The following is a 22,704-nucleotide window of genomic DNA, read 5'->3' on the forward strand; positions in this document are numbered from 1 at the left end:
TTTTAGAATCTAAAAATATTACTAATTTTAAATTAACTAAAAAGATAACTTGCTTAAAATAGAACAAATTTATATAAACATATTACTAAAAAACTACAATGAAATTGTATAAAATAAGATTAGAAACTATAGAAAACGTTTCAATAATTTTAAGATGAATTTAGGGGGTTTTTAAATGAAGAAAAGAAAATTACTAGCAATTGCATTGACTGCTGTTATGGCATTATGTATTAGTGGGTGTGGAAGCAGTAGCGATGAAAAATCTACTTCTAGTGAAGATAATAATAAGCTTGTAATATGGGCTTGGGATGGAACTTTTAATGTTGTTGCTGCAAATGAAGCAAAAGCAACTTATCAAAAAGAACATCCAGATGTAGATGTAGAGGTTGTAGAAATGGCACAAAACGATATAGTGCAAAAATTAAACACCAATTTAAGTTCTAATAAAACAGATGGATTACCTAATATAGTTCTCATAGAAGATTATAAGGCTCAGAATTTCTTGAATTCTTATAAAGATGCTTTTAAAGATCTATCAAGTAAAGTTAATAAGTCAGATTTTATGGATTATAAGCTTTCAGTTGTTAGTCTAGACGGAAAGACTTATGGAGTTCCTTTTGATAGTGGAGTAGCAGGATTATTTTATAGAACAGATTTAATAGAGCAAGCTGGATATAAGGCAGAAGATATGAAAAATATGACTTGGGATAAATATATAGAAATTGGTAAAGCGGTAAAAGCTAAAACAGGAAAAGCAATGCTTACTCTAGATCCTAGTGATTTAGGAATATTGAGGATAATGATGCAATCTTCTGGAGAATGGTATGTAAAAGAAGATGGAAAAACTGTTAACTTAGAAAATAACCAATCATTAAAAGCAGGAATAAAAGTATATAAAGAAATGATGGATTCAGGTATAGTTGAACCAGTTTCAGATTGGAATACATTTGTAGCAGCTTTCCAAAAAGGAGAGGTTGCAACTGTTCCTACTGGCTGTTGGATTTCAAGTTCAATTAACAAAGCAGAGGATCAAAGTGGAAAATGGGCAGTTGCTCCTATTCCAAGGTTAAGTGGGGATTCTAAATCAGTAAATTATTCAAACATAGGAGGAGGAAGCTGGTATGTTCTAGATAAAGTAGGAAATTCAGAATTAGCTTCAGACTTTGTTACTGAAACTTTTGGTGCTAGTAAAGAACTTGCAAATACTTTAGCAGATAAAATTAATCTTGTAAGTACATTAAAAGCATCTTCAACTACAGAGAACTATGGGAAAGCTATTAATTTTTATGGTGGACAAAAATTAATGGAAGATTTCTCGAATTGGACAACAAAAATCCCAGCTGTAAATTATGGACTATTTACTTATAACATAGAGGATATAATGAAAGACGTTATTCAATCTATAGTTAAAAATAATGCAGATATAGATACAGCACTTAAAGATGCTCAAAAGCAAGCAGAGGCTGCTGTGCTTAAATAACAAGTAGTAAGTATTAATGAGCTAATCTTTTTAAAGATGTAAGATTAATGAAGGATTAGCTCATAATAAGGAGGTTAATAGCATGATAAATACTAGAAAAAAAGGTTCCTTAGAAGCAAGAAGAAATATTCTAGGCTGGGCATTTACTATTATAGGAATAGTATTAATAATAACTTTTGTATTTTATCCAATGGTACAAGCGTTTATTACATCATTAAAGTCGGGGTTGGGAAATAATTTAAGTTTTGTTGGAATTAAGAATTATAAAAATTTATTTACAGATGATATATTTATAACTTCAGTTAAAAATACATTTATTTATTTAATAGTTCAAGTGCCTATTATGATTTTTTTAGCTCTATTTATATCTGTGCTTCTAAATGATAAGGCTCTCAAAGGAAAGGGCTTTTTTAGAACCGCTATATTTTTACCTTGTGTAACTTCTTTGGTAGCTTATTCTGTAATATTTAAAAGTTTATTTTCTGATACTGGCTTAATTAATAAATTTCTTTTAGATTTACATTTCATATCTTCACCTATAGGATGGATAACTGATCCCTTTTGGGCTAAGATTACAATAATAATAGCTATAACTTGGAGATGGACAGGATATAATATGATATTCTATTTAGCTGGTTTACAAAATATTGATCCTGCTTTATATGAAGCAGCAAAAATAGATGGAGCTTCAAGAATAAGACAATTTTTTAGTATTACTGTTCCCATGTTGAAACCTATTATTTTATTTACTACTATTACATCAACAATAGGTACTCTTCAATTATTTGATGAGGTAATGAATATAACTAATGGTGGACCAGGTAATGCAACAACAACAATATCCCAATATATATATAACTTAAGTTTTAAATATAGTCCAAACTTTGGGTATGCAGCTGCAGTAGCTTATACCATTGTTCTTATGATTGTTATATTATCAATAATACAATTTAAAGTGGCAGGTGATGAAAAATGAGAAAAATATTAAGCCAACTTAGATATATATTTTTAGCTATAGCTTCTTTGATTTCAATTTTCCCATTTTTATGGATGATAGTCAGTATGACAAATAAATCAATAGATGTTACTAAAGGTTCAGTGATTCCAGGGGCATATTTTTTTGAAAATTTGAAAAGTCTGTTTACATCAGATTTAGGGTTTGGCAATGCATTATGGAATTCTGCGAAGATTTCAGTTTTAACCACTATAATATCTTTAATTGTGTGCTCTTTAGCTGGATATGGTTTTGAAATATTTAGAAATAAATTTAGAGATAGAATTTTTAATATGTTATTATTATCTATGATGGTCCCTTTTGCTGCATTAATGATACCACTATTTAAAATGTTTAGTAGCTTTAAGGTATTTGGGTTAAATACAGCAGCTGCAGTAATAATTCCTACTATTTCTACAGCCTTTTTAATATTCTTCTTTAGACAGAATACAAAGGCTTTCCCAAAAGAAATCTTGGAAGCAGGGCGTATTGATGGATTAAGTGAACTTGGAATATTTACAAAAATTTATTTTCCTACTATGAAATCTACTTATGCAGCAGCAGCTATTATTACATTTATGACTAGTTGGAATAATTATATGTGGCCACTTATAGCATTACAAAGTCCAGAAAAAAGGACAGTTCCATTAATTATTGCTACTATGAATTCTTCATATACACCAGATCTTGGAATGATTATGGCAGGAATTGTAATTGCAACTCTTCCTACAGCAATAATATTTTTTGTGATGCAGAAGCATTTCGTTGCAGGTATGTTAGGGTCTGTTAAAGGTTAGTTTATTTAAAAATTACAATATCATAAAAGGGAGGAACATTTATGAAGTATAGTACTTCAAGTATTGATTGGCTTTCTGATACATCAGTATTTGCTGTTAATAGGCTTAAAGCTCATTCAGACCATAAATACTATATAACTGAAGAAGAAGCAAAAAACGGAGAAATGACACTGAGGCAAAGCTTAAATGGAAATTGGAAGTTTAGTTTTGCATTAAATCCAAGTTCTAGGGTTAAAAATTTTTATGAACCAGAATTTGATTGTTATTCATGGAAAGATATAGCTGTACCAGGTCATATTCAGACTCAAGGCCATGATAAACTTCAATATATAAACACTATGTATCCTTGGGATGGACATAGCTGTCTTAGACCACCTGAGGTGTCAGAGGAATATAATCCAGTAGGAAGTTATGTTAAGTACTTTAATCTTAACGAAAATATAAATAGAAAGAACATAAATATTTCTTTTCAAGGTGTTGAAAGTGCCTTTTATGTTTGGTTAAATGGTAAATTTATAGGTTATAGTGAAGATAGCTTTACACCAGCAGAATTTGAGTTAACTCCATATATTAAAGAGGGAGAAAATAAACTTGCAGTTGAGGTATATAAAAGATCAACTGGAAGCTGGCTAGAAGATCAAGATTTTTGGCGTTTTTCAGGAATTTTTAGAGATGTATATATATACTCTGTTCCTAATACACATGTCCAAGATATTTTTATACAAACACCTTTGGATAAAGATTATAAAAATGCAGATTTAAAACTAGATCTTAAATTAGAAGGACAGATAAATGGTTCTATAGATTTAGAGTTGAAGGATAAAAAAGGAGTAGTTGTTGCAAGTTCTAAAGGAACTCCATTATCTGAGATTATGAGTTTAAAGTTAAATGTAACTAATGTGAAAGCTTGGAGTGCTGAAGAACCATATTTGTATAATCTAACTATTGCTGTTAGAGATGATAAAGGAACTATAGTGGAGATTGTTCCAGAAAAAGTTGGCTTTAGACAATTTGAAATGATAAATAAGATTATGCACTTAAATGGTAAACGAATAGTATTTAAAGGTATAAATCGTCATGAGTTTAATTGCCACAGAGGAAGAGCAATAACTAAAGAGGACATGCTTTGGGATATAAAATTCTTAAAACAAAATAATATAAATGCAGTAAGGACATCCCATTATCCTAATCAAAGTTATTGGTATGAGCTTTGTGATGAGTATGGTATATATCTTATAGACGAAACTAACCTAGAAACCCATGGCTCTTGGCAAAAGATGGGTCAAGTGAAACCAGATTGGGTTGTTCCAGGAAATAGGGAAGAGTGGCTAGATATTGTATTAGATAGAGCTGTTTCTATGGTGGAAAGAGATAAAAATCATCCATCTATATTAATATGGTCTTGTGGAAATGAATCTTTTGGTGGAAACGTTATATATAAGATGTCACAATATTTTAGAGAGAAAGACCCTTCAAGATTAGTTCACTATGAAGGAATATTTCATGATAGAAGTTTTAATGAAACAAGTGACATGGAAAGTAGAATGTATGCTAAGGTCTACGAGATAGAAGAATATTTAAAAAATAATCCACAAAAGCCATATATAAATTGTGAATATATGCATGCTATGGGGAATTCCTGTGGAGCAATGCATAAGTACATTGAATTAGAAGATAAATATGATTTATATCAAGGTGGTTTTATTTGGGACTACATAGATCAATTTGTAGTTAAAAAGGATAGGTTCGGTAATGAGGTTTTAGCTTATGGAGGAGATTTTGATGATAGACCAACAGATTATAATTTCTGTGGGAATGGAATAGTATATGCAGATAGAACCATTTCTCCAAAAGCACAAGAAGTAAAGAAACTTTATGAAAATATAAAGTTAGCAGTAGATAAAAAAGGAGTTAAGATTATAAATAAAAACTTATTTATAGACACTTCAGACTATATATTAGAATACTCCTTAGATTTTAATGGTAAAGAAATTTATAAGGATTTTATAGATGTAGTCATTAAAGCAGGAGAAGAAAAGTATATTGAATTTAAATTACCAGAAGTGAGTGCAGGGGGAGAATACTCATTAAATGCTTGTTTCAAGCTAAAGAATGATAACCTTTGGGCTAGTGATCAGCATATAGTAGCTTTTGGTCAATATGTTTTTTCTATAAAGGAAGAAGAGCCTAAAATAAAACAAAATAAATTTAAAGTAATTCATGGTGATATAAATATTGGTGTTAAAAATGAAAATTTCAGTGTTCTATTTTCAAGACAAGAAGGTGGAATAGTATCGCTTAGATATGATGGGAAAGAGATGATAACCCGTGCACCAATGCCTATATATTGGAGAGCAATGACAGACAATGATAAAGGAAATTCTCACGGATTTAGGTGTGGACAATGGCTCCAAGCAAGTATGTTCCAACGTCATTCTAATGTTGAAGTAGATGAACATGAGAATGATGTTACAATAAAATACACTTATATGGTACCAACAACTCCACAAGTTGAAGTTAAAGTTAATTATACTGTTTATAGTAATGGAGAAATTAAAGTAAGTTGTGACTATAAAGGAGTTCAAGGACTACCAGAACTTCCTATATTCGGACTAGCTATTAAGTTATCAGCTGACTATGATACTTTTAAGTGGTATGGCATGGGTCCAGATGAGAATTATGTAGATAGACTTCATGGTGCTAAGCTTGGCATTTATGAAAAATCTGTAGTTGAAAATGTGTCTAATTACATTGTACCTCAAGAAAGTGGAAATCATACTGGAGTGAGATGGGCTAAAGTAAAAGATAAAAATGGCTTTGGAATTGAATTTGTTTATGAGGATATTCCTTTTGAATTAGGGGTATCACCATACACAGCATTTGAACTTCAAAATGCACTTCATCATTATGAACTACCAGAAATAAATTACACTGTAGTAACTATTGCAGCAAAACAAATGGGTGTTGGTGGTGATGATAGTTGGGGAGCACCAGTACATGAAGAGTATCTTATTGATTCTTCTAAGGATATACACTTTGAGTTTATCATGAGAAAATGTATGGATGTTTAAATCTATAGATGCTTATGGTAATGATATGAACTTAAGAGAGCATTGAAGGGATATAAGGGAGTTATTTTTACTTGTATCCCATGAACCTTAATTTTATAGAGATGTAGTTACAGATATTTGGAACTGTGAGGATTGGACACTTAAGATAACTTAATGATAATCTAATAGATAATTAATACAAAAAAAGCTTCAAACCAGTAAGTTAAATGGTTTGAAGCTTTTTATTATTATGAAAAATATAGATTTTTACCCCTAGTAATATAGCTTATTACAGTGTAATAAGTTGACTTGCTACCTAGGTAGCAAGCTAGATTATTATATCTTTTATATATGATTTAATAAGTAAGTAAAATCTAAAAAATATAACAAGGTGATATTATATGATTAATGAGAAGAATGAATTGGAAGAGCTTACAAGTAGAGTATTTGAAAATATTAGAAAGTTGTTAGATGAAAGAGAGAAAGAAGAAATTTTAAATATCTTTGGAAATATATTGGACTTAGAGCAACAAATTTTAGTATTGAGAATAGAAAAGGAGTAGCATATCATGAATTTAGAAGAATTTTTAGATAAGAGATTAACAAAGGAACAGATAGAGCTATTAAATTTATTAGGGGATTAAAGAGAGATTTGAAGCTTGAAAATAAGAATACTAAGCAATAGATTTAAGAATCACAATTATAGATATTAGAGCATGGTTCTTAGAAGTTGGATTTATTCAAGTTTCTTTTTTGATATGTATCAAATTATATTAATTGGTAATTTTATGGTATAATTTGTTGTGAGAAATAAGGGTGGGAATTATGAAAGTGATTTATAAAATAACATATCCTAATGGCAAATATATACAGGAAAAGATTTAACCCATAGTATTAACTATTTTGGAAGTGCCAATAATGATTTAATAGAATTAGATTTTCCAAGAGAGAAAAAGAGAGATTTTACAGGAAGAAAAGAAATATTGTGGAAATCAGATTCGGCTATAGATAAAGAGGTTAATAAGAAAGAAATAAAGTTTATAAAATTATATGAATTTAATAACCCATCTATTGGATATAATAGAAATCCAAAGTATAAAGAGAAGTAAAGAATATAGAGGAGAAGAAATATGAAGCTATTTATAATTGGAAATGGGTTTGATTTAGCGCATGGATTAAAAACATCATATAGTGATTTTAGGGACTATCTTGAGGAAGAAGATTGGTCTTATTTAGAATCATTAGAGAATATGTATGGATTTTGTATTGATAGTAAAAAAGAATGGGTAAAGGAATATCTTTGGAGGGATTTTGAAACAAATCTTTCAGATATAGATGAAAGTGGAATAATAGAAGTGGGAGAAAATATTGATTTAGGATTAGAAGGTGGAGATATAGGGTGTGAAGATACGCTTAATGAATATTGGGATGAACAATATAGATTTATTGAAAGATTAAATGAATTTGTTATGAGTTGGATTAAGCAACTGGATATAAATACAACGAGAAAAACAGATAGAATTAATGAGGATATAAATGGACTTTTCATAACATTTAATTATACATTATTATTAGAAGAAGTTTATGGAGTTGAAGATTATGATATCTTACATATACATGGTTCAATTAGTGATAATGACTCAGACCCAGTAATTGGACATGGTAATAGAGAAAAAATAATTGAAATGAATGAAATTTCTAATGATGCAGGAGAAAAGTTTGAGGAGAAAAAATGCAGTATTTATGGAGCAGTAGCAAATTATTATGAGAGAACATTAAAGAATGTACAAGACTTTATTAGATGGAATAGTAGTTTCTTTTCAAGGTTAAATAGTGTTGATGAAATATTTATAATAGGTCACTCTTTAGGTGATGTTGATATGCCATATTTTAATGAAATAAAGAATAATGTTAATGGTAATACAATATGGAATGTTTATTATTACAACGAAGATGATGAAATATTATATAAAGAAAAAATTATATCTATAGGAGTAAATGAAAGAAATATTAGGATGTTAAAAACTGAGGCGTTCTTTAACATATAGTAATCTAGAATAATGAAAGTATGATTTAATTTATAAGGGGGTAAAAATGAGGATAGATGTTAGTGAAAATTCAACTTTAAATCCACTTTATCAGTATGAATATTCAGATATAAATAGGAAATGTCATTTTTATTATGATGAAACAAATAATCATAGAAAATTTTGGCTTGATAGATATAATTTTAATGCATCTATAAAAGAAGATTTTGTATTAGGAGGAGTATTTCATTATAATGATTTTTCAAATGCTGATGTTTCAAAACTTAAATCTATAGTAAGGTTACAAAAAACAGCAAAAGAAATTAAATTTCATCATTTAATAAAAAAAGGAGATGATTTTTTTTCTTGTTTAAATAGGATTAAAGTAAGACAATTATTAGAGTGGCTCTCAGAAACAGATTTGTATATTCATTTTTCTAATATAAATAATTTTTATTATGGCTTAGTTGATATAGTTGATACTGTGTGTGCAGATACTGATACTCACATAATATTTTATTCTCAAATGGAACGGTTAATGAAGAATGAACTATATAAACTAGCAATTAACTATTATGATGAATTTTATAACTATTTAAATAAGTATTCATTTCCTAATATTAAAAGTATAGATGTTTATGATTTCTGTGATGAACTAATAGGCTTCATTGAGAAGTATGATAACTATAATTCTAATTTTGAAATTGAATGTTTAAGACAATTATTGAAGCAAGCAAGAAAAAAAGAAGAATTATTATTTTTACAAGGAAATAAAGAGGATACAATAATTGATAATTATTATATATTTTATTTAAATAGAATAGCAACATTTAAAAATTCATTTCACACTTTTGATGAAGAGACTATGGTTCAATCTGAATTTGACAATATTCAATTATTTGATGGTGAAATAGAACTTGATAATTTTGAATTTGTAGAATCTTCTAAAAATGAATTAGTGCAGATATCAGATTGTATAGTAGGTTTGTTGGGTAAATTTTACATATGGATAAATAATATAGATTTTGATTATATTCGAAACCTAGATAAGAATCTTAATGAATATCAAAAAGATACATTATTATTATTAGCACAATTAATTAAAAAATCTGAAGATGAGTGTATTTTTAATATTCATTCTATAGAAAGTATAGATGAAAATAAAAAATGCTTTGAAATTTTGAAATTTGCATTAGAGTATGGGAATAAAAAGGTTTTATAGTAATATGAATCTTCTTTTTTGTGAAATAAGAAATGGATTTTATTTTGACTAATATAGGATATATTAACTATAAAAGATGATTATCACAATAAAAGTAAAAAAGTATAAGGAGAGATAACGTATGGGTAAAGAGTATTTTACAGATAGGGAAAATGGAGTTAAAGTTAGTGATACAGAAGAAATAGAACTTAATGTATTTAATGCCATAGTAGGTGTTTACATTCAGTTTCAAAATCAATTGGCTTACAATTTTAGTGAAAAAGATGATTATAATAATATAGTTAGATTCAATACTAATAGATTTAGAGATAGAATGTTAGGTGACATACCTGACTTTACATTAAATGAATATGGATGGATAAGTTCATTAGAAGAAGGTTCTGAATTTAACAAATATGCATTATTAGATTTTATTGAATTTTGTTGGGAAAATATTAAGGACTATAAAAAAGGAAGCTATGGGTTAGTATTCTATCATGATAAAGAAAAAGAAAAAAGTATTTTTCAAAACGAAGTTAATAAGATTTTTGAAAGAAATGGAATAGTTTTTAGGTTAAATAATGATGGGCAAATAGAACGTATATTACCAGTTCAATTAGATGTTTTAGTTAAGAAGTATTCTCATACTGGAAATGATAAAGAGTTAAATAAACTAATAGATGAAGCTATTAAGTATATAATTAAACCAAAGTTTGAAGATAGACAAATAGCTATAGAAAAGTTATGGGATGCTTATGAAAGAATAAAAACATATTATGGTAATAATAAGCGGGAATCATCAAAAAACTTGGTTAAAATTGCTTCAGAGGGTTCAGAAGAGTTTGAATCATTGATTAATGAAGAAATGGTAAATAGTTTAACTAAAATAGGAAATGATTTTAGAATTAGACATCATGAGAAAAATAAAATAAAAATAAATAGTGTCAAGCATATTGATTATCTGTTCTATAGGATGATGTCATTAATTAGTTTTTTAGTAGCGTATATTTAGGGGGTGCTTTGCAACCCATAAATAAAAACTGGTTTATTGGTGATTTTTTTGTTAAAATACTTTTATGAGACATATTCTGCACTCCTGTTGTTAATATTGTTGTGCAAAATAATTTATACAACAAAATGTGAAGTTTGTCTCTATTTTTTTAAAAAATTTTGTAACTGTAAATATATGTTATGAAATCTTCTCAACTATTATTGAGTCGAAAATTAATCATTGCAAACGGATTAGAACATTGAGTATTGCTGTAACACTGATAAATTTATGGAGTGCTTTTAATAACTTAAACAATCATATAAGATTTAAAAGTTCAGGAATCCTTGGCTGTAGCATTATTTCTTTTATTGTTACTTTCTTACTAGGTTTAGGGATATTCAAAGTGTCAAAGCAAATAAGAAAGCTTAAGAAAGAAAATGTAATCAGAGAATAAATAAAACACACCCTATATACTCTTTGTTGGATGACTAAGATTGTATAAATAATCCAAGTTGTGGATAAGTGTATAGTGTTATAAATGGTAGTGGAGTTATAGTTAAAAGCCCAGAAGTATTAATAAGTGGATTTTATAAAGATTTTGGGTATGGTTTTTATTGTACTAGTATTGAAAAACAAGCCAAAAGATGGGCTTTAACAAAAAGACCAAGCAGTATTATTAATAAATATATTTATAATGAAAATAAAGAATTAAAAATTCTTAAATTTGAGAGCATGACAGATAAATGGCTAGACTTTGTTGTTTCCTGTAGAAGAGGAATTAGTCATTTTTATGATATAGTAGAAGGACCAATGGCAGATGATACTATTTGGGATTATATAGAAGATTATATAGATGGAGAAATAACTAGAGAAGCTTTTTGGCTGTTAGTAAAATTTAAATATCCAACATACCAAATAGTTTTTTGCAACGATAAAGCATTAGAAACTTTAAAATATGAGGGAGCTTATTCATTATGATAAATGTATTTTTTGAAGATGAAGAAATAAAAGAAGATGATTTATATTTTATGTGTTATATGATTGAAAGAGTAGCTAGAACTTTACATGTAAGAAATAAAGATGTAGTAAACTCAATTGGATATGATGAACTTGCAAAAAAAATTAGCCTTGCAAGTGTATTACACTGTGAAAATCCACTTAAAGTAGTTGATGATTGGATTGAGGAATATAATTTAAAAAAAGGCAACTTTAATATATTAGATGTTGATAAAGAACTAGTTATGAAGGTACCAACAGAAACTCAAATGGGAAAAGTATATAAAAGATTAATAATTAATACATTAGAACCAAATGAAGATTATATTCAAGGGTTGATACGAGTATATAATCATGAAATTTGTAATATTATAGATAATTATAACAGTAGTGCTTATTATGAGCCAACACCTATAATTGTTAGAAGTTATTATAATTCTTCTTTTAATTAATTGAGGATTGAACAACTAAAATAGTTAAAATACAACTTATTTGATAGTTAATAAAAGCAGGTTAGACACTAGTGTTTAGGCTGTTTTTGTTATATGGGAATATAGGAAGAGTTATATTAGATGCTATGATATTAAGGTGATTATAAAGTGTTTTTGTACTATAATGCAACAACTTATCCTGTAATAATACTATGTGTTATAGGATTAGAAATGCTGTGTTTAGGTACTACACCAATGGCAGATTTAATGAAGCTATGTCAATAGGAAAAGCTAGTTCAGGCTATATTTTTGGTGTTGTGTATGAATATGGTAATGGTTATATGATTTTTATGATAAGTACTTTAGCATTTATAATAGCTATAATACTTTTGTTTAAGATAAGATGTTTTGATAATATGAATATAAAAAGAGAATAACAGATACAAATCTTCAAAAATACTACTACCTATTTGAATTATTATTAACAATTGGAAAAAACATTGAATGTTGTGGTTAAGTTTGGTAAAATGACTATAGAAAATGTTTACTATAAATTTTCTGTCAAAAATTCATTTAAAACATAGAGGACTGTCTAAATATCTTTATTAATACAATTTATAGTATGAAATTATTATTGTCATTATAGAAAAGGTTTTCTAAAGAAAAGTAATGAATTTTGTGATTGGACAACTATGGAAAACAAATTAACAATACAGTAGGAGGTAGTATTATGAAAGGATTAATGATGATTTCTTTTATCTTTTTTATGGGTTTAGTTGCAATGTTAACCTTTACGAAGATGAAACGTGGAAATCAGAAAAAAAATTCTAAGGATTCATATTTCTTAGGAGGTCGTAGTTTAACAGGAGGAGTAATAGGAGCATCACTTCTACTCACGAATTTAAGTGCATCAAATTTCCTTGGGATGAGTGCACAATCATTTACTGGAAACATGAGTAATATGGCATATGAGGTTACTTCAGGGCTTGTACTTGTACTTGTTGCTTTATTCTTAGTTCCAAGATATTTAAAACAAGGTATAACAACAATACCAGATTTTCTAGAGGATAGATTTGATAAAAACACAAAAAGTATTATTTCAATTTTATTTTTACTTTTATATGTTTTGAATCTAATTCCAACAACACTTTATTCAGGAGCAATAGCATTAAGTAATTTATTTGATTTACAAGGTACATTTGGAATAAGTTATGAATCAACTATATGGATAACTGTTATTGTTATTGGGGTAATCGGTTTCTTTTATGCTATCATAGGTGGATTAAAAGCAGTTGCTATTTCTGATACTTATAATGGGATTGGTCTACTTGTTGGTGGATTTATGGTTCCTATCTTTGGAATATTAGCTTTAGGAAAAGGTAGTTTTGGTGCTGGATTAAATCATTTACTTACAGCTACACCAGAAAAGTTTAATGCAGTTGGTACAAGCACTGATGTTGTACCATTTGGAGCAGCATTTACAGGATTAATATTAGTTAATTTATATTATTGGGGAACAGATCAATCTATTATTCAAAGAGCTTTAGCAGCTAAAAACCTTAAAGAAGGTCAAAAGGGAGTATTATTTGCAGGATTACTAAAGGTAATAACACCTTTAATAGTTGTAATACCAGGGATTATAGCATTCCAATTACTTGGCTCTTCAAATGGATCTGCAGATTTGATGTATACTAAGTTAGTTGGGGAAGTTCTTCCTAAACCTTTAACAGGATTTTTTGCAGCAGCCATGTTTGGATCAGTTTTAAGTGTATTTAATGGAGTGTTAAATAGTGCAGCAACATTATTTGCCCTTAACATATATGGACCTATCTTTGGAAAAGGAAAAAGTGATGCAGAGCTTGTTTCAAAAGGTAAGATATTTGGAGTTGTAATTGCTATTGTTGCAATGATTATAGCACCATCTATAATGTATGCTCCAGAAGGTTTATATCAATATTTACAAACAATAAATGGATTCTTTAATGTTCCTATATTCACAATAATATTTATTGGATATTTAACAAAGAGAGTTCCAGCTATTGCAGCAAAAGTATCTCTTGTGTTCTTTATAGGAGCTTATGCAATACTTCAATTTATAGTAAAGCCAGAGATGAGTTTCTTATACCAATTAACAATATTATTTGTAATAAGTTGTGTTATAATGCTTATAATAGGTAAAATTAAACCAAGAGAAACACCATATGAAATGCCTATAAATAACCAAGTAGAAATAGAACCTTGGGAACATAGATATGAAGCAAGTGGAGTAATAATATTTATTATGGTAGCTGCATACATCATTTGTTCAAAACTTGGTATTGCAGGTGAAGATGGATTTAATATAAAAACCGCTATATATGTTGGTGTAGCAGCCATAATCGCAATAGTTTCAGTTGTTCTTTTAAAGGGAAGAAATAAAAAGATAAATGAAAGTTCACTTGAAACTGTTAGAGAATAGGATAGTGTTACCCAACTAATAATTGATATAAAGATTTTGGAGGGAAACTATGATTTATAAGTTAGAAAATGATGTCTTAGAAATTCTTTCATCAAGTGATGGAGGAGAACTTATTAGCATAAAAGGTAAGAAAGACAATCTAGAATATTTATGGACAGCTGATTCAAAGTTTTGGGGAAGACATGCACCTATACTATTTCCTATAATAGGGAGAGTAAAAGATAATAAGTATAGAGTTGGTGAAGATGAGTTCGAATTAGGACAACATGGATTTGCAAGAGATTGTGAATTTGACCTATTAGAAAATAGGGGGAATACTATTTTATATAAGTTAGTAAGTGATGAAAATAGCTTGAAAAAATATCCTTATAAGTTTGAACTATATATTCAATATACGCTAGAAGAAAATAAATTAAATATATCTTATAAAGTTAAGAATATAGATAAACAAAAGATTTATTTTTCTATAGGAGCCCATCCAGGATTTAATTGTCCTTTATTAGAAGGGGAACAATTTGAAGACTATTATTTAGAGTTTAATAAGAGTGAAGTAGCAAAAAGAGAGTTTTTAGACGAAGAAACACTTCTATTGACAGGAAAAAGAGAAGTAGTTTTAGAAAATACAAATATATTAAAATTATCTAGAGAATTATTTACACTAGATGCATTAATATTCAAAGATTTAAAGTCTAATAAAATAACTTTAAAAACTGATAAAAATAATAAAAGTATTTCTATGGATTTTGGAGATTTCCCATGCCTTGGAATATGGTCAAAGAATAATAATGCACCATTTGTTTGTATTGAACCTTGGTTTGGACACGCTGATCTTGAGGAATTTGATGGAGATTTTAGTGAAAAAACTGGTGTAATTGATTTAGATATAGAAAAAGAATTTAATTGTAGCTATAGTATATCTATAGAGCAATAGTGATTAAAAAATGGTAGGCAAGTTAATTGTCTACCATTTTTTTGATTGTTATAGTTAATTATGATTTTCCAAGCAACTTATTTGTTATCCAAGTAATTGCTGCATTATTAACATCTTCACCTTGTGCACCATGAGGAGCTTGAGAGTTACTCATAAATATATTTTCAACTCCAACATGATTTAAGGAGTCTCTAAGCCTTAAACTTTGTTGAATTGGAACCAGGGTATCCTTTCCACCATGTACAATAAACATTGGAGGATCATCTGAAGTTACATTATTTATGGGGCTAGCAAGTTCTGCTAACTTTACTTTTTCCCAATAAGGTGAATTAGTCTGATTTTTATCTTTAATATCCCTAAGAACACCTATACCTTGTCCAATTCCGCTAAAACCAAGAAGCTTAGATTCATTTGCATTTGGAGAATCATGTGCTTCTGCTGCTTCTTCATGAGATTGAAGAGTTGGATCCATTTCAGGCGCCATTGTTAACAAATCAGTTGGACCATAAAAATCAACAGCAGCCATTACTTTACTTGAACAATCAAGATTACCACCAACATCGCCTTCAAGTTCTTTTAAATCACCAGTTGTTGCAAGTTCAGCAGTTAAATGTCCACCAGCAGAGTTTCCTGCTACTGCTATTTTATCTGGATCAATACCATATTCTTTAGCATGTGCACGTAGATATCTAATACTACCTTTAACATCATAAATTTGAGCTGGAAAAGCAGCTTCTGAATTTAGACGATAATCTATAGATACAAAAGTAATTCCACTATTTAATACCTTTTTGAAAACTTTGTATGCTGAATCACCAGCTATTTGATCTGTAGCTTTTTTAGGTGAAGTTCCATTTTGTTGTGGAGTAGGTGGCAATGATTTCTTTGAATCTTCTGGGGCATCATCACATTGATAATCTCCCATAGCCCATCCACCTCCATGTATATAGACAAGAACAGGAGTTGCTTCAGTAGCATTTTCAGGTTTAAATATATTCATTTTTAAATCCCTATTTTCTCCATTATCTTTTTTTACAGTAGCAAAAACTACATCTTTATATGTAGGTGAGGCACTAGTTTGATCTGTAGTTGAAGAATCAGAAGTTTTTGATGTGCTCTTAGTCTGTGAGCATCCTGATAAAGATAATGTAAACATTAATGTTAATAGGATAAATAGAGATATAAATCTAATTTTTTTATTCATGCTATTTTCTCTCCTCTTTATATAAGATTAAGAATATAGCAATTTTATTTAAACAAGCTATTTCTTAATCTATTTATTTTGATTTTGAAATTCTAATAAATTATCTAGAGTTCTTCTTAAAAAACTGTCATATAATTTAATTTCTTCTTTACTAAATCCTTTATAAAAAATATCTGCAGTATCATCTATAATTTTTTTGTTTAATGATACTAAATTTTCATTTCTATTTATAACCTTAACAAGAGTTTTTCGCTTATCATCCTTACATGGAATAAGTTTAATATGTCCAGCTTTTTCTAATTTAGATAATGTGCTTGTTAAGGTTGATTTTTTTAGATTAGTTATCCTTGAAACCTCCTGTATAGGTATTTCATCCTTTTGCCAAAGTAGAAATAAAATCCTTGCTTGTGCTGCAGTTAAATTATCAACATTTGATTCTCTATGTTTTTTTGATAGAATTCTATCAAGTAATGCATCTATTGATGCAGATAGAAAAATAGAAGCTCCTTTTAAAATTTCCATGTTTACCTCCGTAATAAAATTGGTTTGATATAGTACTATATTTTAATTATAGTACTATATCAAACTAATTTCAATTTATATTTTGTAATTATTAATTAATTTTGGATAAATATAAAATATTATGAATTTCGATATTACAGTAATAAAAAAACATCTTAATAATAATTTCAGAAAGTCCTCAAACTTTTCTCACAATTTTTACATATTATTTGAATGTAACCAAATAATTAATAATGGAGGGAAAATTATGTTAAAAAAATTTATAAAATGTTTATTATGTTCTTTATTGGTGGGGTCTTCTATGATATTTGTTAGTAGTAATTGTTTTGCTTCTGAAATGTCTAAAGCTGATGAAAAAGTGGCTGCTCCACCTTCTGCCATTCATGATGCAACACCTATAGAACCAACTAAAGTTTTTGATAATTTATATTATTTAGGAACTAATGGTGTAGGAGCATGGTTGATAGAAACATCTGATGGATTAATTTTAATTGATGCAATGAATAATAGCGATGATGCTAAAGATATCATAGTGGGAGGCATGGAGAAATTAGGATTCAATCCATATGATATTAAGTATGTAGTAGTAACTCATGGACATGGGGATCACTATGGTGGAGCTCAATACATACAAGAAAATTATGGTGCAGAAATACTTATGAGTACTATTGATTGGGATTATATGAATGCTACTTCTGGAGGAGCAAATGATTCTAGATTTCCTAAACCAACAAGTTATACACCAGTTACTGATGGTGAAAAGCTAGCATTAGGAAATACTACTATTACAATTGTTTCCACTCCAGGCCATACTCCAGGTGGGATATCTTTGATTATTCCTGTAACTGATAATGGAACTGAACACATGGTAGGTATGTGGGGAGGTACTGGACTTCCGAGTTCTTTAGAGGATAATAAAAAGTATTTAAGTTCTCTTGAACATTTTGCTAAATTTACTGATGGAGCTAAGGTAGATGCAGAAATCACTGCACATCCATTTGTAGATAATAGTATTGAGAGGATGGAAATTTTACGTAATCGTGTATATGGGGATGCAAATCCTTATGTTATTGGTGAAGAGGCTTATAAAGCTTATATGGATAACACTAAAACAAGTGTACTTGATAATATTAAAAAATTAGAACAGCAAAATTAGAAGATTTCATAAACCTGCAAAATTAAAAATGAAAATTTTGCAGGTTTATCTTATATAAATATCAATTACTTTCTTGATATCACAATTCATTTCAATTCCCCCCTTATCTATTCTATTAGTATACTGATTACAACATAATTAATAAAATATCTCATATATTATATATATTGGAAAAATACTTTAATAATCATGTATAATGTAATTAGTTAGTAATTGTAAGAAATGGTATATAAATAAAATGGCTACATTAAAAAGTCAAGGAATATGTAAATGCTATTATATGGAGATGATGAAATATGATAAGAATAAATGAAACCCAAATTGGGTCAATAGCTAAACTCTTAGCAGATTGTTTTGTTGATGATTCGTTGGTTATCATGGAGACAAAAGGGATAGATAATGGAAAAGTATTTTTGGAAAAACTATTGGCTATTCAATTACCTGCTTTTATAAAAACAATGGATGTTTCTAGTTTAGATGATAAGCTTAATTCTGTAATAATTAGTTATGAAAAAAATAACTATAGTAATTTTAGAATGCTAATATTAAATTTGTTGACAAGCCCCAAAGTCCTTCGTGTTCTTGAAAAAGAAGATCTTAAGGTATATTCATCTAATATAAAAAATGTTTCCAAAGTTATTAATTTAAAATGGCAAAATGAATTTATCAAAGGTAATTATTACTATATTAAAGCAATTGCTATTGAAAATAAGGAGCGTGGTAAAGGCGTCTTTAGAAAATTAATTACTCCAACATTAAACTATTGTAATGAAAATAATATTCCTATAATTTTAGAATCAAATAGCCCAAACAACATACCAATATACCAACATTATGGATTTAAGCTAGTAAAGACTATAGCAAAAGATGGGATAGACTTGAAGCAATATTGTTTTATAAAATACCCTAATTAAATTTTTATTTATATACCTGTTATACTTACTGGATAATCATGTATAATGTGATTATCCAATAATTGTAATAAATACTATATAATATTGAAAGAAGGTAAGAAAATGATACAATCTATCGTACATATCAACCAGAACAAAATAAACGTTGGGTAGTAGTGTCTCCACCAGGTTCAAATGGAACAACTATATTGCTTGAAAGAGCATCTAAATCTGAACAAAATTCCTTTTTTATTGTTGGTAATTTGTTGGATGTAAAAACGCTCGTTTATAACAATTGTTATTATATGGAATGTTAAACCATATGCTTGTTCCTATTCCTATTTTGCTTTTTATTCCATATTCATAGTTATGTAATTCAAGAATTTCTTTAATAATTGCCATTCCAAGGCCTGTTCTACTATTTTTAGATTTATTAGATTTATAAAAACGATCCCAAATATATGGCAATTCGTCTCTAGAAATACCTTCACCATTATCAATAATACAAACACAGATAGTGTTGTTTTTATATTGTAATTTAATTTCAATAAAACTATTGATGGGAGAGTGTTTGATAGCATTTCCTAATAAATTACAAAATACGGAATGGATTTTATCTTTATCTGCAGTAATTATTAGTGTGTCATTAAAAGTTTCTAGAGTAATCTTAATATTTTTTTCTTTTATAAGAACCTGAATATCACTTATAATATCTTTAATTAAAAGAATAAGAGAAAATGAAGATAATTGTAGAACATAGCTTCCAGATTGGATTGCTGATATTTCAAGGATATTTTCAACCATAGAAGTTAATTTTTTAGAATTCATTATAATGATTTCAGCATATTTATGCCTTTCGTTTTTATCTAAATCATCATAATCAAGTATTAATTCTCCATATGCCTGAATAGAGCTAATGGGAGTTTTTAATTCATGTGAAATATTAGCTAAAAACTTCTTCTTAATATTATCTGTTTCTTTTAATTGTTTTGCCATATTATTAATGGTTTTGGCAAGGGTTGATATTTCATCTTTTGATGTAATTGAAATTACTGTACTATAATCTCCACCTGCAATTTTTTGAGAAGCTTTATTGATTTCTAAAATAGGTTTAGAAAATTTATTTGCAAAGATAAAAGCAATGCCACTTCCAATAAGTAAAGAAATAAAACATATTATAATTAGTTGTTGCTTTAATATACTTATTGTTTCATTAATTGGTTCAATAAAAGATTGAATTATTATATATCCTTTTTGTGAATTATCTACAGAATTTCCAATAATAATAGAATTAAATAATTTACTTACAGGTGCTTTAAATATATTAATTGCTTGTTGTGTCTTATAAGGAAGTTTAATCTTTGAAACTTGAATCGTATTTTGTATAATTGAATTATTATTAGTTATATTTGTAGCTGAGGTATACTCTATATTGAAATTCTTATCTGTTATAATAACCAAACAATTTGATGCAGAACCAAAGTCAATGATTTCATTTAATATATCATCTTTCGAAATATTATTTTCAATCAAAGAAGAAACTTTATTCGTTTCTTCTTTCATTATTTTAGTTCGTTGATATATGTAATAATTCTTTAGAAAAACAACTTGAAAAAACCATGAAATTGTAAATATAATAGCTATAGTAAAAAAAATCAGTCCCCATAGTTTTATAATTATTTTATTCATTCTTTGCCACCTTTAATTTATAACCAACTCCCCAAACAGTTTGAATGCAACTTTTTTCACAACCAAGCTTTTCTCTTAATTGTTTTATATGTGTATCTATAGTTCGAAAGTCATTAATTTCTTCAGTGTTCCAAAGTTTTTCAAGTAAAGTTTCTCTTGAAAAAGTCACATTAGGGTTATTGGCAAGAATAAATAAAAGATTAAATTCTTTTTTAGTAAGAGAAATTTCAGTATCACCCACAAAAGCTTCTCTAGTAAAAATATTAACTCTAATTTTACCAACATTAATGCATGATTTCTTATTTATATTCATTTTTTTTGATCTATTTAAAACAGCTTTAATTCTAGCAACTACTTCTTTAAGACTAAAGGGTTTTGTAATGTAATCATCTGCACCAAGATTAAAACCTTGAAGCTTATTATATTCTTTAGAGAAAACTGTTAACATGATGATAGGTACATCAGATATTGATCTAATTTCTCTAAGTACTTCAATTCCACTAGTTTCAGGAAGTGATATATCTAACAGAATCAAATCTATTATTTCTGAATAAAAAATGTTCAGACCTTCTTTTCCATCATAAGCTTGAAGAACATTAAATCCTTCCTTTAATAAATATATTTTAATTGCATCATTAATTTGGTAATCATCTTCAATTATTAAAATGTTTAAGTTATTTTTATCCATATAAATCACCTTTTTATTTTATCTAATATATAAAATAGTTTTATGACTATATTATAACAGATGTAAGGGTTTCATAATATTCCATATATTATGAAAATTTTAGTGAAACCTCAAACTTTTATCAAACTTTCAATTTATACTGTAATAGAATGCTCACCAATTATAATTAGTTATTCTAATCTGTTGAATAAATTCATAAAGGTAGGGCAGTCATCTAGATGAACTGTTTTGAAAATTATGCAATTTTATAATTGAGTGAGTAAATGGATGAAAAATCAAGAAATATCATGGAGGTTGATAAAAGTGAAAAGAAAGATTTCAATTATTTCAGTGTTAGTGTTATTTTTGTCATTAATAACACCATTATCTGCAGTATCTGCAGAAGAAACAAATTCTACATTAACAAAGGAAAGTATAAAATCAAGTGAATTGGGAAATTTTAATTATTTATTATATAAACCAGAAAATTCAAGTGGTAATATGCCTTTAATAGTATATCTACATGGTGGAAGTGGTAAAGGCAACGATTTAGATATATTAACAAGTAATGATGGTTTTCCTAAGTATGTTAACGATGGCACAATTAGCAATATTCCAGCTTATGTTGTTATTCCACAATTACCATCAAACAAAAATGGCTGGGCTGATGTTAAAGTCTCTTTAAAAGAACTGATTAATTATTTAAGTAAAACTTATAATATTGATAGTAATAAAATAAGTTTAACTGGTCATAGTATGGGGGGAACTGGTACTTGGAATATTGCCCTTTCTTATCCAGATTTATTTTCTTGTATAGCACCTATGAGTGGAAGTATTGATACAACTGAATCTAATATTAATGCTTTGTCAAATATGCCAGTATGGGCTTTTGTTGGAGCTGATGATACTATTGTTGATCCAACATCATCTATAGAATTTATAGAAACTTTACAGGAGAAAAATAGTAATGCAAAAATAACAATATTTGATGGGGCAACTCATTTTGATGTGCCAGAACTTGCTTATTTAGATTCAACCATAAATATAGTAAATTGGTTAGCATCAAATAGTAAATAAAATTTAATTTCAATTTTCAATTAAAGAAGGAAAAACAAAAAGTATGCTGATTAAAATTAGCATACTTCAGACCGTTGACAAAAGAGATATTTTCATTCCTGAAAATATCTCTTTTGTCTTTACTTTATAAAAACATATAA

General features: G+C 28.0%; 21 protein-coding genes and 1 pseudogene. 18 read left to right on the plus strand and 4 right to left on the minus strand.

What is annotated here, in order from left to right:
* Positions 1–175: 175 nt before the first annotated feature.
* The 14 genes from NNC19_RS15350 (at position 176) to NNC19_RS15415 (ending at position 15,356) form a co-directional block, all read left to right on the plus strand.
* Positions 176–1,480, plus strand: coding sequence for an extracellular solute-binding protein (locus NNC19_RS15350; protein WP_310939548.1), 1,305 nt, complete (start codon positions 176–178; stop codon positions 1,478–1,480).
* Between the two features lie 85 nt (positions 1,481–1,565).
* The gene (locus NNC19_RS15355) at positions 1,566–2,456 is read left to right on the plus strand and encodes a carbohydrate ABC transporter permease (protein ID WP_396136440.1); all 891 of its coding nucleotides are present in this window, start codon (positions 1,566–1,568) and stop codon (positions 2,454–2,456) included.
* Entirely contained in the window at positions 2,453–3,271 is an 819-nt protein-coding gene (locus NNC19_RS15360) for a carbohydrate ABC transporter permease (RefSeq protein WP_310939550.1), read from the plus strand. Before NNC19_RS15355 ends, NNC19_RS15360 begins: the two co-directional genes overlap by 4 nt.
* Before the next feature lie 41 nt (positions 3,272–3,312).
* Positions 3,313–6,342 (plus strand): glycoside hydrolase family 2 TIM barrel-domain containing protein, encoded by a 3,030-nt coding sequence (locus NNC19_RS15365; protein WP_310939551.1) that lies wholly within the window; start codon positions 3,313–3,315, stop codon positions 6,340–6,342.
* A 380-nt stretch (positions 6,343–6,722) separates the two neighbouring features.
* Positions 6,723–6,884 carry a hypothetical protein gene (locus NNC19_RS15370; RefSeq protein ID WP_310939552.1) on the plus strand — a complete coding sequence of 54 codons (162 nt, stop codon included), beginning with the start codon at positions 6,723–6,725 and terminating at the stop codon, positions 6,882–6,884.
* 420 nt (positions 6,885–7,304) lie between these two features.
* Complete coding sequence (locus NNC19_RS15375; protein ID WP_310939553.1) at positions 7,305–7,430, plus strand: hypothetical protein; 126 nt, start codon at positions 7,305–7,307, stop codon at positions 7,428–7,430.
* A gap of 21 nt (positions 7,431–7,451) precedes the next feature.
* On the plus strand, positions 7,452–8,369 hold the full coding sequence (locus tag NNC19_RS15380) for a bacteriophage abortive infection AbiH family protein (RefSeq protein ID WP_310939554.1): 918 nt from the start codon (positions 7,452–7,454) through the stop codon (positions 8,367–8,369).
* Between the two features lie 46 nt (positions 8,370–8,415).
* Positions 8,416–9,570: a hypothetical protein gene (locus tag NNC19_RS15385; RefSeq protein WP_310939555.1), complete on the plus strand. Its 1,155-nt coding sequence runs from the start codon at positions 8,416–8,418 to the stop codon at positions 9,568–9,570.
* A gap of 121 nt (positions 9,571–9,691) precedes the next feature.
* Entirely contained in the window at positions 9,692–10,561 is an 870-nt protein-coding gene (locus NNC19_RS15390; protein WP_310939556.1) for an AbiJ-NTD4 domain-containing protein, read from the plus strand.
* A gap of 501 nt (positions 10,562–11,062) precedes the next feature.
* Positions 11,063–11,518: a DUF3990 domain-containing protein gene (locus tag NNC19_RS15395; protein ID WP_310939557.1), complete on the plus strand. Its 456-nt coding sequence runs from the start codon at positions 11,063–11,065 to the stop codon at positions 11,516–11,518.
* Positions 11,515–11,988, plus strand: a complete 474-nt coding sequence (locus NNC19_RS15400; protein WP_310939558.1) for a hypothetical protein — start codon at positions 11,515–11,517, stop codon at positions 11,986–11,988. The genes NNC19_RS15395 and NNC19_RS15400 overlap by 4 nt, the downstream gene beginning before the upstream one ends.
* 254 nt (positions 11,989–12,242) lie before the next feature.
* Positions 12,243–12,404: a hypothetical protein gene (locus tag NNC19_RS15405; protein ID WP_310939559.1), complete on the plus strand. Its 162-nt coding sequence runs from the start codon at positions 12,243–12,245 to the stop codon at positions 12,402–12,404.
* Positions 12,405–12,697: 293 nt separating this feature from the next.
* Positions 12,698–14,425: a solute:sodium symporter family transporter gene (locus tag NNC19_RS15410; protein WP_310939560.1), complete on the plus strand. Its 1,728-nt coding sequence runs from the start codon at positions 12,698–12,700 to the stop codon at positions 14,423–14,425.
* Positions 14,426–14,474: 49 nt separating this feature from the next.
* Positions 14,475–15,356: an aldose 1-epimerase family protein gene (locus NNC19_RS15415; protein WP_310939561.1), complete on the plus strand. Its 882-nt coding sequence runs from the start codon at positions 14,475–14,477 to the stop codon at positions 15,354–15,356.
* 58 nt (positions 15,357–15,414) lie between these two features.
* Here the strand turns inward: NNC19_RS15415 and NNC19_RS15420 are convergent, their stop codons facing one another.
* Positions 15,415–16,560 (minus strand): alpha/beta hydrolase, encoded by a 1,146-nt coding sequence (locus NNC19_RS15420; protein WP_310939562.1) that lies wholly within the window; start codon positions 16,558–16,560, stop codon positions 15,415–15,417.
* Between the two features lie 69 nt (positions 16,561–16,629).
* Positions 16,630–17,082: a MarR family transcriptional regulator gene (locus NNC19_RS15425; protein WP_310939563.1), complete on the minus strand. Its 453-nt coding sequence runs from the start codon at positions 17,080–17,082 to the stop codon at positions 16,630–16,632.
* 247 nt (positions 17,083–17,329) lie between these two features.
* Between NNC19_RS15425 and NNC19_RS15430 the strand changes: the two genes are divergently transcribed.
* The 3 genes and pseudogenes from NNC19_RS15430 to NNC19_RS15440 all read left to right on the plus strand — a co-directional run.
* Entirely contained in the window at positions 17,330–18,238 is a 909-nt protein-coding gene (locus NNC19_RS15430; protein ID WP_310939564.1) for an MBL fold metallo-hydrolase, read from the plus strand.
* A 296-nt stretch (positions 18,239–18,534) separates the two neighbouring features.
* A complete protein-coding gene (locus NNC19_RS15435; protein ID WP_310939565.1) occupies positions 18,535–19,152 on the plus strand; it encodes a GNAT family N-acetyltransferase in 618 nt (205 codons plus the stop codon).
* 119 nt (positions 19,153–19,271) lie between these two features.
* A pseudogene (locus NNC19_RS15440) lies at positions 19,272–19,394 on the plus strand (VOC family protein); the annotation flags it as partial.
* Here the strand turns inward: NNC19_RS15440 and NNC19_RS15445 are convergent.
* Positions 19,381–20,820, minus strand: coding sequence for a HAMP domain-containing sensor histidine kinase (locus NNC19_RS15445; RefSeq protein WP_310939566.1), 1,440 nt, complete (start codon positions 20,818–20,820; stop codon positions 19,381–19,383). The pseudogene NNC19_RS15440 and the gene NNC19_RS15445 overlap by 14 nt on opposite strands.
* Positions 20,813–21,508, minus strand: a complete 696-nt coding sequence (locus NNC19_RS15450; RefSeq protein WP_310939567.1) for a response regulator transcription factor — start codon at positions 21,506–21,508, stop codon at positions 20,813–20,815. Before NNC19_RS15450 ends, NNC19_RS15445 begins: the two co-directional genes overlap by 8 nt.
* Before the next feature lie 303 nt (positions 21,509–21,811).
* Between NNC19_RS15450 and NNC19_RS15455 the strand changes: the two genes are divergently transcribed.
* On the plus strand, positions 21,812–22,564 hold the full coding sequence (locus NNC19_RS15455; RefSeq protein ID WP_310939568.1) for an alpha/beta hydrolase-fold protein: 753 nt from the start codon (positions 21,812–21,814) through the stop codon (positions 22,562–22,564).
* Positions 22,565–22,704 lie beyond the last annotated feature (140 nt).

Source organism: Clostridium sp. SHJSY1, assembly GCF_031626875.1.
In the GTDB taxonomy this organism is placed as follows: domain Bacteria; phylum Bacillota; class Clostridia; order Clostridiales; family Clostridiaceae; genus Clostridium.

Bases quoted from the DNA above. Each gene is read 5' to 3' on its own strand.
- NNC19_RS15450 (WP_310939567.1), bottom strand. From the start codon at position 21,508: ATGGATAAAAATAACTTAAACATTTTAATAATTGAAGATGATTACCAA.
- NNC19_RS15400 (WP_310939558.1), top strand. From the start codon at position 11,515: ATGATAAATGTATTTTTTGAAGATGAAGAAATAAAAGAAGATGATTTA.
- NNC19_RS15430 (WP_310939564.1), top strand. From the start codon at position 17,330: ATGTTAAAAAAATTTATAAAATGTTTATTATGTTCTTTATTGGTGGGG.
- NNC19_RS15435 (WP_310939565.1), top strand. From the start codon at position 18,535: ATGATAAGAATAAATGAAACCCAAATTGGGTCAATAGCTAAACTCTTA.
- NNC19_RS15410 (WP_310939560.1), top strand. From the start codon at position 12,698: ATGAAAGGATTAATGATGATTTCTTTTATCTTTTTTATGGGTTTAGTT.
- NNC19_RS15360 (WP_310939550.1), top strand. From the start codon at position 2,453: ATGAGAAAAATATTAAGCCAACTTAGATATATATTTTTAGCTATAGCT.
- NNC19_RS15425 (WP_310939563.1), bottom strand. From the start codon at position 17,082: ATGGAAATTTTAAAAGGAGCTTCTATTTTTCTATCTGCATCAATAGAT.
- NNC19_RS15350 (WP_310939548.1), top strand. From the start codon at position 176: ATGAAGAAAAGAAAATTACTAGCAATTGCATTGACTGCTGTTATGGCA.
- NNC19_RS15370 (WP_310939552.1), top strand. From the start codon at position 6,723: ATGATTAATGAGAAGAATGAATTGGAAGAGCTTACAAGTAGAGTATTT.
- NNC19_RS15420 (WP_310939562.1), bottom strand. From the start codon at position 16,560: ATGAATAAAAAAATTAGATTTATATCTCTATTTATCCTATTAACATTA.
- NNC19_RS15380 (WP_310939554.1), top strand. From the start codon at position 7,452: ATGAAGCTATTTATAATTGGAAATGGGTTTGATTTAGCGCATGGATTA.
- NNC19_RS15445 (WP_310939566.1), bottom strand. From the start codon at position 20,820: ATGAATAAAATAATTATAAAACTATGGGGACTGATTTTTTTTACTATA.
- NNC19_RS15390 (WP_310939556.1), top strand. From the start codon at position 9,692: ATGGGTAAAGAGTATTTTACAGATAGGGAAAATGGAGTTAAAGTTAGT.
- NNC19_RS15405 (WP_310939559.1), top strand. From the start codon at position 12,243: ATGTCAATAGGAAAAGCTAGTTCAGGCTATATTTTTGGTGTTGTGTAT.
- NNC19_RS15385 (WP_310939555.1), top strand. From the start codon at position 8,416: ATGAGGATAGATGTTAGTGAAAATTCAACTTTAAATCCACTTTATCAG.
- NNC19_RS15365 (WP_310939551.1), top strand. From the start codon at position 3,313: ATGAAGTATAGTACTTCAAGTATTGATTGGCTTTCTGATACATCAGTA.
- NNC19_RS15415 (WP_310939561.1), top strand. From the start codon at position 14,475: ATGATTTATAAGTTAGAAAATGATGTCTTAGAAATTCTTTCATCAAGT.